The organism is Yersinia sp. 2542 StPb PI, assembly GCF_048593855.1.
Lineage (GTDB): Bacteria > Pseudomonadota > Gammaproteobacteria > Enterobacterales > Enterobacteriaceae > Yersinia > Yersinia enterocolitica_E.
This window is the reverse complement of sequence record NZ_JAZGQA010000272.1, coordinates 1-4,220: the sequence shown is the minus strand read 5'-3', so window position 1 is coordinate 4,220 and position 4,220 is coordinate 1. Positions and strand designations below refer to the sequence as shown.

Here is a 4,220-nt window from a genome sequence, read left to right as displayed (position 1 = left end):
ATGGTGTGCGCCGCTAAAGCTATTCGTGCCAGTCAGGGTGATGGCAGCGTTGGTATTGATGTCGCCCGTGCCGCTCAGCACATTGGCCAGTGCCGCATTAGCCCCGTTCAGGTTTAAATCACCCAGCACATTAATGGCACTGCTGCCCAGCGTACCGGCCCCGTTCAGGGTTGCCGACGCGCCCGACGCAATCAGGGTCTGGCCGCTTAACCCGCTGTTGGCACCACTGACCGCCAAGTCACCGCCGTTGATGTTCAAGGTGCCGGCACCGGTTAAACCGCCGGTCGCCGTTGAGACTCCGCCCGCCGCCAAATTCAGTGTCCCGCCCGCAATATTCAGGCTATTGCTGTTGGTCAGCGCCCCCGAACTACTCAGTACGCCGCCCGTGCCCAGCGTTACCGTACCGATATTGGTTAGCCCGCCGACAGTCTGGCTGTGACCGTTGAGATTAGTGTTGGTGCCCGCCGCGGTTGTTAATCCAGAGGTCTGTCCCAGCGCATTATCGCTGCCCAGATTCAAGATGCCGCCATTCACCAATGTGCTACCGGTGTAATCGTTCGTGGCATTGTTCAGCGTCATTTCGCTGTTATCAGCAGCGATAGATAAATTACCGCTACCAGTCAGTTGAGCAGTCAGCAGTTTATTGGTATCCAATGCGCCCTGTGACGTCAGCGTTAATGTCTGCCCGGAGATTATTGCCAACCGAGTCAGCACAGAGGTTATGCTCAAGCCGCTACCTACGCCGGATAAGGCATAGTTATAAAGGGCTTGTGCTACCGTATTCACCCCCTGAATAACACTCATTGAAGTATCAGGACCTAAACTCGCACCCGACAAATCCATGAGTGTCAGTCGCGCCAAATCTGTTGCTGATAGGGTATTGCTACTGTCAATTAACTTGACTGAGCTGCCAGTGTCTTGATCGAGTATGTTTCCGGCGATACTCATGGCCGGATCGACTCTGATATTGCTGTCGTTTGTCACCGCCAACGTGTCGGCAGTAATTAAACTGCCATTAGAAAATGCAGAGGTACCGCCGTTGAGAATAAAATTACCTATCGCCTGATTGCTATTATCCACCGCAACCAGAGTCCCCGCAGACACAATAAAGGAGGCATTGCTCAATGCGCCTGTATTATCACCACTCAGGGTGAAAACAGTGTTTTTCATATCAATCGTACCGGCGAATCCCGTGCCTGTATTAGCACCAAAATTGAAGGTGTTATTCGCGGTATCAATATTTAATAAACCGGTTCCCAACAGGGAGTTGTTATACGTCGCCACACCATTCAAATTCAGTGTGCCGTCCAGTGAAAGGTTACTCGTCCCCAACTGATTGCTGTTGCTGACTGTTAGAGTACCGCTCTGATTCACCTGCCAATCGCCAGCAAAAGTACTGGCCTGGCTCAACGAAACATTAGCACCGTTATCAACAATGGCTAAACCATCCCCGGCGGCAACATGGCCTAATGAGGCGTTCAGTGTGCTATTGAATGTGCTGCCAAAAAGTAACTCACTGCTCGCGCTGATATTAATTGCCCCGCTACCGATATTATCGTCAAAATTCAGGGTAATTTGGCTATCGATAAGATTGATATTGGTAAAGCCCTGTAACGACGTACCACTCGCCAGAGAATCAAATGAGTTATTGAAGTTCAGGGTATTTGAGCCACTACCGGCATTTAGAGCACCTAAATAAGTGCTCCCCAGCGTCATATTATTAAGAGTAAAAGTATCGTCGCCTGTGCCTGTTGTAATGGAGGATACCTGTGCACCATTCTCGATAGTGACATTGTTATTCCCGTCACCCAGATTAATCGCACCATTACTTTGCGATGTGCTACCAAGAGCTAATGTATCGCTGCCGGAACCTGTGGTTAATGATCCATTCAATATCGAGTTATTATTGATTATATTTGCCGCTGTTCCGGCAAATGTCACCGCACCATTAATCGTCCCGTTATTATTCAATGTCTTTGCAGTGGTGCCTGCGAAATTAATCGCCGTTGCACCCGTTGCATTGATCAGGGTATTCACACCAATGGTGGTCGCCGTTCCTGCACCATCGGCTACTTGCAGCCCGGTGCCAGCACTGTCGGTCACATTAATGTCCAAATACGCATTACTGAGATCGACCCCACCAACAGAACTTATCCCGGTCCCCGCACCTGTCACATTAATAATATTATTGCCATTAACACTGTTGGCAAATGTCAGACCGGCCAGGCTATTTAGCGCAGTGCCCGTCACCGTGTTGAAGATGATATGGTTTAATGCCAGATTAACACCCGCCGCCTTTGAGAAAGCGACACCGGTACCATTCAGATTAAGAATCAAGTCAGTCAAAACATGGCTATTGCTAGTGCCAGCAAAAGTTAACGCATTCGCCGCACCCGTCGTGGTTATCGCCCCCCCCATCATATTTAGCAACGCATTGGTTAGAACATTAATACCTGTTCCGGCACTGGCACTCACTGTGCCACCAGTATTATCAATATTGATTGTTTGTGCCGTGGCAGCTGAAACTGCAATCCCCGCCGTGGTGCTAGTAATCGAACCACTGTTGGTCAAACTAGCCGTGCCACTGCCATTATGGGTAAGGACTATCCCGGCAGTAGTACTGTTAATCGTGCCCGCGTTAGTGACATTGACCGTCCCACTACCGGTATCAGTGACACTGATACCGGTTGCTTTTCTGATAGTACCCTCAGCCTCATTACGAACGACCACATTGCCCGATGAGCCAGCACTGATATTAATCCCGGTGCCCGCGGTGGTATTTTGCGTGCCATCAGAGATGGTCGCCGCTGAACGGATATAAATATTCCCCGTCCCTGCAAGGGTTTTGCTGGCAATAATCCCATCATTGGCCGCTCCGGCAGCAACAACAAGATTTGAGCCCGCGGCCAGATTGTAGATAACATCATTAGGCGAGGCCGGACCATTGTAAATATATGAAGTTGTAGTCGTACTGGGGGCATTACTGATGACATCGCCCGCCAAGTTATTCATGTTAATCACTGCACCGGAACCAAATAATCCGGTAACCGGATTATAAGAACCTATCTGTACACCATAGTTAGCCACCCCTAACGGGTTTTGGCTATCGATAGTCAGGGTTAATTTGGCACCATCATCAATCATATAGTTATACGAGGCCACGCCAACACCAACAACACCGGGTCCATTAGTGAGCCGCGTGCCCGTAATATTAACATCGGCACCATTGGCAAAATGGAGCACGCTATTCGCTGCTGTATCATTACTCCAGAATACCGCCGGATAATCAGGGCTTGTTATCCCTGTTAAGTTGAAATGTCCCGTAAATGTAATATTACTGCCTAAAACTGATTGTCTATAAGTGCCGAAATTTAAGGTGATAGGCTGGGTAATATTGCCGAATATCACTCTACCGATCTTATTGGCTGCGACCGCAGCGCTATCAACACCCATCGCAACCAGTTTTCCATTGGGTACTGAGTTAATGTTATCCAAAGTGACGTCTAACCGAGTCGTGTCGTCTTGTACATACACCAGTCGGGAAACTATACCGCTTGTGATCGCAAGCGTTGACGTAATGTCGCCAAAGTTGACGAGTTGGAACGTTGCATTTTGCGAACTCCAGGCGGCATTATTTGTGGTTCCCGCCGCCATGAGGAAAGCAAAGTTCGCGTAGTTTAAGTTATAGCCACCACCATCAATCACCAGATTCTGCCGGGCATTTGCGGCTTGGTTTACTGTGATCCCCCCAGCATATGCGGTTGCAAGATTGATATCTGCTGTCAATAGGATCGTGGTCGCAGTACTTCCCGCCCCCGCACTACTTAATGCCGCGACTAAACCTGCCGCGGTTGATACCGTCACGCAGTTTGTGCCCATAGCAGCACAATCGCCGACACTGATAGCAAAAGCCGGTTGAATACCAAACACCCCCATCACGGCGGCGGCTACAATAGCTATTTTAGGAGAAAGATGTTTACCTGATTTCTCAAGTAAAGATGTGGCTGTGGAGCCTCGCTGGGTAGTTTTTGATTTTTGTTTTCCCTTGGCAAACTCACCGACCGCAACCCATATACTCAAGGATATATTCCAAATAACTTTAAAAATTGCATTCATATATATCCTTAAAAGATTAAAATCTTATTGAAAGTGTATTGATGACATCGCACCTTACAAATCAGACGAGAGAGGAAACCGTCATAAACTAATGATTCAATAAG

At 48.6% G+C, this 4,220-nt stretch carries 1 protein-coding gene; it reads right to left on the bottom strand.

Annotated elements, in window-relative coordinates; genetic code table 11:
• Window positions 1–4,116: ESPR-type extended signal peptide-containing protein (locus V1952_RS20340; RefSeq protein WP_420075418.1), on the bottom strand; the 4,116-nt coding region annotated here is incomplete at its 3' end.
• Between the last annotated feature and the right edge of the window lie 104 nt (window positions 4,117–4,220).